General features: G+C 44.6%; 3 protein-coding genes and 1 pseudogene. All 4 read right to left on the reverse strand.

Features of this window, described 5'->3' with window-relative positions; translation table 11 throughout:
• Positions 1-350: hypothetical protein (locus QZX97_RS15040; protein WP_295664749.1), on the reverse strand; the 350-nt coding region annotated here is incomplete at its 3' end.
• Positions 351-389: 39 nt separating this feature from the next.
• The gene (locus QZX97_RS15045; RefSeq protein WP_295651358.1) at positions 390-2,189 is read right to left on the reverse strand and encodes a hypothetical protein; all 1,800 of its coding nucleotides are present in this window, start codon (positions 2,187-2,189) and stop codon (positions 390-392) included.
• Entirely contained in the window at positions 2,189-5,266 is a 3,078-nt protein-coding gene (locus QZX97_RS15050; RefSeq protein WP_295664750.1) for a tetratricopeptide repeat protein, read from the reverse strand. The genes QZX97_RS15045 and QZX97_RS15050 overlap by 1 nt, the downstream gene beginning before the upstream one ends.
• A 138-nt stretch (positions 5,267-5,404) precedes the next feature.
• Positions 5,405-5,864 (reverse strand): annotated as a pseudogene (locus tag QZX97_RS15055) (aspartate carbamoyltransferase); the annotation flags it as partial.

Here is a 5,864-nt window from a genome sequence, read left to right on the forward strand (position 1 = left end):
AGACTGTTCGACTCGAACGCAAGCTCGTTACGGCGGGTGCTGAAAACGCCCATTTTTCCAAGCGGAACATTGTTCGTTTTGGCCTGTTCTTTTAACGTAGCAACAAATTTTTCGATAAAATACCTTGCCGACGCCTGCGATATTTGTCTTTTTGTCGAAATAAGGTCCACAAGGTCAGCACCTTCCTTTAATTCGGCATTAAATTGCGCCTGCAGGCAAGGCGGATAAAACTGCTGCTGCTCCTTGCTGTAATAGCCGTCCATCCGGCTGGTATGGAACGAGCCTAAACCGGGCACAACGGCTACTTCGTGCTGTTGTAGTAGTTCGATAATATATTCGGCTATATCCATTATGCTAAAAAGCGCTTTGTTTGCTAACGTAAAAGCTTGTTAAAACTGATAAACTGCGCCCCCAAATATATTAAAACCATAGTTAGGATAGTATAACCAGCCCTGGTAATTATTACTCAACAGGTTACTTGCCTGCACAAAAATTGATATTTTGCTGCCGGCTTTATATTCTATACCGCCGCTCAAGTCGGCATATGAGTTTAGTTTTACGGTCTGGCCGTTGTACAATCGGTCGTATCGGTTACCATTAAACACCAGCGAACCGTTCACGCTGATCAGTTTGCTGATGTGGATAACGGTGCCCGCGGTAACCTTTAACGACGGCAGGTTCCATGCTTTTACTTCAGTAGCCATTTGGTAATCTTTTATTTCGGCACGGCCAAAAATGTCAAAATCGTCAGATGGTTTATAATCCAGTTCGCCGTTAAAGCCGCTGATGCGCGAATTGCCGTTGTCGTATACCACATTAAACCGATTATAACCTTTGGTAAAATCAAAATTGCTTACAAATAGCGGCATGTCTTTCACAGTATTTCGGAATACTGACGCTTTAAACCCAAAACCCGGCGCAATCATTCCTTTTAAACCAACACTTAAATCCAATACATCTTCCGAATTGTGGATGAGTATATTTTGTCCTAAAAATGGGTTAGCCTCCGAAAAACTGTTGAGGGATGCTTTATCAACATCACCGCTGGCTTCGGCAAACAGGCGCACAAACTTTGGCACGATCTGTAACTCCAACCTGGCCGCAGGATAAAGTGAAAACCTGCTGAACGAGCCGAATTCATCCACAATGTTTACACCGGCATCCACCTTATAGTTATCACCCTCGAATTTGAGGTAGGGGTTAGCCCGTGCTATGTTGTTGGTTAAGGCATATAAACTGTCCTTAGCGCTCGTAAAATCAACCGAGCCGCTTAAGCCGGCATAAAAATGGCTCACCGTTTGGTTTACATAACCCGAAAGGTGCAGGTCGTTTTCGGTAGCCTGATATGCATTACTGAATGCGCTGCCACCCAACTTCACGGCATAAATAAATTGATTGTCAACGTCCTTATAGTTTTTGGCCAATTCTGTCTCGCCCGATAATGTGCTGAAGTGTTGTTTGTTCAACTGTAGTACCGAAGGCGGGTTTAGTTCATCGTACCCGTAAAAATAATTGCCGCTGTATTGATAATTGATACGGCCGCTAAGCGAGGTTACATCTCCTATGCTTTTCGCGAAGATGCCCGCTTCTTCTTTATTATAGCTCTGCTGGGCAAGACTACCACTTTGCGCCAAATGTTTAATGTAAAGCCCGGCCTGCAGGGCAGGGTCGGTACCGTTGTTCAGGTAAAGCTCACCAAAAGTGGTTTTTAAATTGCCCGCTCCCAATTTAACAAAGTTGTTGTCTAACTCAGCGGGTTGTTCGGCCGGTAATTTTATGGCACTGAACTGGCGGATGGATGTGTCTTGTTGAAGTGTTTTGTCAATTATCTTATAGCTCAAAGGCGCTTTAAAAGGCTCATGGTCTTCCAAATCAGGGTTGCGCCTTATTTTAACTGCATCGGCCAATACCGGTTTGTAAGCTGTCGTAACAATAATTTCTTCTGAAAGCGAGGTGTTATCCTGTGGAAGCGGCATCGGCTTGGCCTGCCCACCCGTTTTACTTGTATCCGTTAACGATTTTGCCAAATCGCCTACATTTTTATCAATAGCAGGGGCAGCTTTTTTTACAGGTGCCTTAGCTGCGGTCTTTGTTGCCGGTTTGGCTTTAGGCTTTTGCTGTCCAAAAGCATAGGTGTAGCAAAACAAAGTTAAAACAGTAATGAGGGTGTATTTTATAGTGTTTTTCATTATTGTTTAATTGGTTTGTTATCATCTTTTTTTACTTCAGGCGTAGCCGTTGCCGGACTCAATGCGTTTAGCTTATCTTTTGCCGTTGGCAATATGTCGTCATCGGCCTTGTAGTTGTCGATGATACTTTGCAGTGTGGCCTTTGCCTGGAAGGTATCTTTCAAAGCCACATAATTATCAGCTAACAGGATAAAGGCCTTGGCCACCCAATAATCATAGTTGGATAGTTTATTGATGAGTTCGAAACAGGTTTTTTGCGATGCTTTATAATTCCGCTTATGGTATTCCACATTGGCGATGTTGTACTTGGCTTCGGCAGCGGTAATGGTTTTGGTATTCGTTACCACATCGTTCAACTCTTTCAGTGCGGCAGTGGTATCGGCTTTCAACAAATAAGCTTTACCTGCATACAAACTCGCTTTAAATTTATCTTCTTCCGATGTTTTGTCGTTCTCTCTCACCAATGCAACATACTTCAGCGCGTCGTCGGGGGCTTCCATTTCCGAGTAGCATAACATTAGGTTATTTAGCGCGAAAGTAAGGTCAGCCTCGTATTCCGAGTTTACTTCCAAACGTTTTAAAAACACTACGGCCTCGTTATATTTCTTTTGCGCCAGGTACAATTGCGACATGCTGATGAGCGATTTTTCGGTATAAGCGCTCGTCCAGTCGTTCAATATGAAGTTATAATCAGGTACGGCTTCGTCGGGCCGGTTCAGTTTAACCAAACTCTGCGCACGGATAAACTTGCTCTGCTTATCGTATATCGCCTTCGGGAATTTATCAAAATAAGCATTTACCGCTGCTACCGTACCGTTCCAATCGTTTTTCAGATACAGGTTATTAGCGGCTGTGTACATAATACGTTCCTGCTCGGCAGTGGTGTAGTTGCCAATCGGCGTGGTGGCCGCGTAATTCATAAAGGTTTGCGCATCCCCTTTGTCGGTATATATCTTCTCAATTTGTTTCAACGATTGTTTGGCTTCGTCGGTCGAAGGGTACTCGGCTATCACCCTTTTGAAGGATTGTACGGCCACTTCATCATTCCCGGCATTATAGTCTATCAGGCCGATGGTTACCAACGCGCTGGGTATATAACTGCTGCGCGGGTACTTATCTATCATGGCCATCAGGTCGGTCTTTGCCGTCGCACCATCCGATTTTAAAAAGTAAGCATAAGCAATCTCAAAAGCTGAGTCATCCGCGTAGTTTGAATTTGGGAACTTGTTCAATAGCTCCGTCAGTGTATTTATTTTAGTGTCCAGTTGGCCCTGTAATCCCTGTATCATACCGCGTTGAAAGGTAGCGTAATCTTCACCCTGGTCATGTTGCGCGATGATACGGTCATAGTATTCCATGGCCTTGGCATAATTCTTCAACACAAAATAACTATCGGCAACGCGGGTGGTGGCATCCTTTATGGTATTCTGGTCTTTTTCATCTCCTGCCAAAAACTTCTCGAAGTAACCCGCCGCCTTTTTATACTGTTCGCCATTAAAGGCAGCGTATGCGAGTGCATAATTTGCGTAATTGTAAACTGGGGTGTTTTGGGCCTCAGGCAGGTCTAAAAACTGTTCAAATGTGGTTGCCGATTCAGCGTATTTGCGCATTTCGAACAAGGCTTCGCCCATCCAATAGGTAGTATACGCAGTGATTTTAGGGTCGATTGGATATTTTAATGAACGAATAAACACCCCCTGTGCATTTTCAAAAGCCCGTTCATTATAAAACTGTAAGCCTTGATAATACGTTACTTTTTGATACGCTTCCTTCGCCACCGGAGTCATCGAAGGTAAAGCCTCCAGAATATCAATCGCCTCACGGTAGTTATGCGAGTTGAGCAACTCTTCGGCCAATAAGGTTTTTACCTCGTTCAGCTTTGGCGACTTTGGGTATGTGTTGAGGTAAAGCCTGGAGGCATCCAAAGCCTGGCTGTTAAAATCAAGCTCGTACGACAGCTTAGCGTATTGGTACAACGCGTCTTCTTTTAGCTGCGGGTCGAAATCAAGTTTCGACGCTACAAAGAACGCGTTTCGTGCGCTTTGCTTGTTTACCATTTTTAAAAACACATCACCCAAAACATAACTACCGTTTTGGCTGTAGATGTCTTTTTGGTCAACCAGTTTCTCCAGCTCTTTAGCCGATTTTGGATAGTTGGATATTTTATAATTGGCATAGCCTATCTGGTAGCTATCCTGGTTATTCTGTGTTTTACCAAGGTCCTCATCCTGGAAACGAATATAGTACGCTGCCGATTTCAAATAATCCTGCTTGGCAAAATAGGCCGCGGCAACCAGGTGAAACATCTCGGTTTCGTACAATTGATGCGTGCTGTTTAGGATGGGGACGGCATAGGTGATCACATCATCGTACCGGCGGTCTAAAAAGTAAACGGCTGTGATGTAATAGGGGTAACTGGCCTCGTACTTTTTGGAATCTTTCAGTTTCTCGAAGTTGACCAATGCTAAGCTGTAATCTTTATTGAGATAAGCGATATAAGCAAAATAATATGTCGCGTCTTCGGTAAACGGCGACTGCCTGTTCTTCACATCGCTAAAAAGCACCTGAGCGTCTTTATAGTCGCTCGTCGCGAAAAGCGCGTAGCCTTTTCGGAATTTGTATTCGGTATAGGTAGCTCCGCTTAAATCTGCTGTGCCAATTTTATTGAACCAGGTTAAGGCAGTAGTATAGTCCTGCTTCATAAAATAGGAGCGGCCTATCTGGAAAAAAGCCAGTTTGGTGAGCGGATTTTCGGGATGTTCTTTAATGAATTTTAGTAGCAGGCTTTCAGCATCGTCGTTGCTCAGCTGTAGTGCGCAGTAGGCCTCGTAATATTGGGCGTTTTCCTTGATGAGCGACAGTTGCGACTCGAACGCCGGCTGACTGCTCGTTTTGAGTGGCGATTTCTCAACCAGCCTGAACTGCTCGATGGCACCGTTATAAGCGCCCTTATTCATCAGGTCGGTAGCATCGTGGTAGCTGCGGTAGAAATCAAAAGCTTGGTCCTGCTGGGCTTTGGCCTGTAAGGCAAGGAGTAAAATGGATAGAAAAAGTATACAATATTTTGCCTTGGCCATAGATATACTGATAAACGGTACGAAAGTACGGTTTGGCTTATTTGTAATTAACATTAGTAATTAACACCTGTGGATAACCACAATGTTAACGAAAAGGTTTTTGGGATGGTATGGGTGTTGAAAAGTTTTGACTGAACCTTACTGTGTTTGCCCTGCCAATAAATACAGCACCGCCATACGGATGGCCACCCCGTTTTCCACCTGATCGAGGATGATGGATTGTTTGCTGTCGGCCACATCGCTGGTTATTTCTACACCGCGGTTGATAGGGCCGGGGTGCATTACCGTGATTTCTTTATCTAACGAATCGAGGATCTGTTTGTTGAGACCGTAAAGCATGGTGTATTCGCGCAGGCTGGGGAAGTATTTAATGTCCTGCCGCTCCAATTGTATGCGCAGCATATTGGCCACATCGCACCAGTTTAAGGCTTTGATCAGGTTATGCTCCACCTTTACGCCCAGCGAACCGATATATTTTGGGATGAGCGTCGTCGGTCCGCAAACCATTACCTCGGCACCTAACTGTTTAAGGCAAAGGATATTGGATAAGGCTACCCGCGAGTGCAGGATATCGCCCACGATGACGATCTTTTTGCCG

This window comes from uncultured Mucilaginibacter sp., from assembly GCF_903893715.1.
Classification (GTDB): domain Bacteria; phylum Bacteroidota; class Bacteroidia; order Sphingobacteriales; family Sphingobacteriaceae; genus Mucilaginibacter.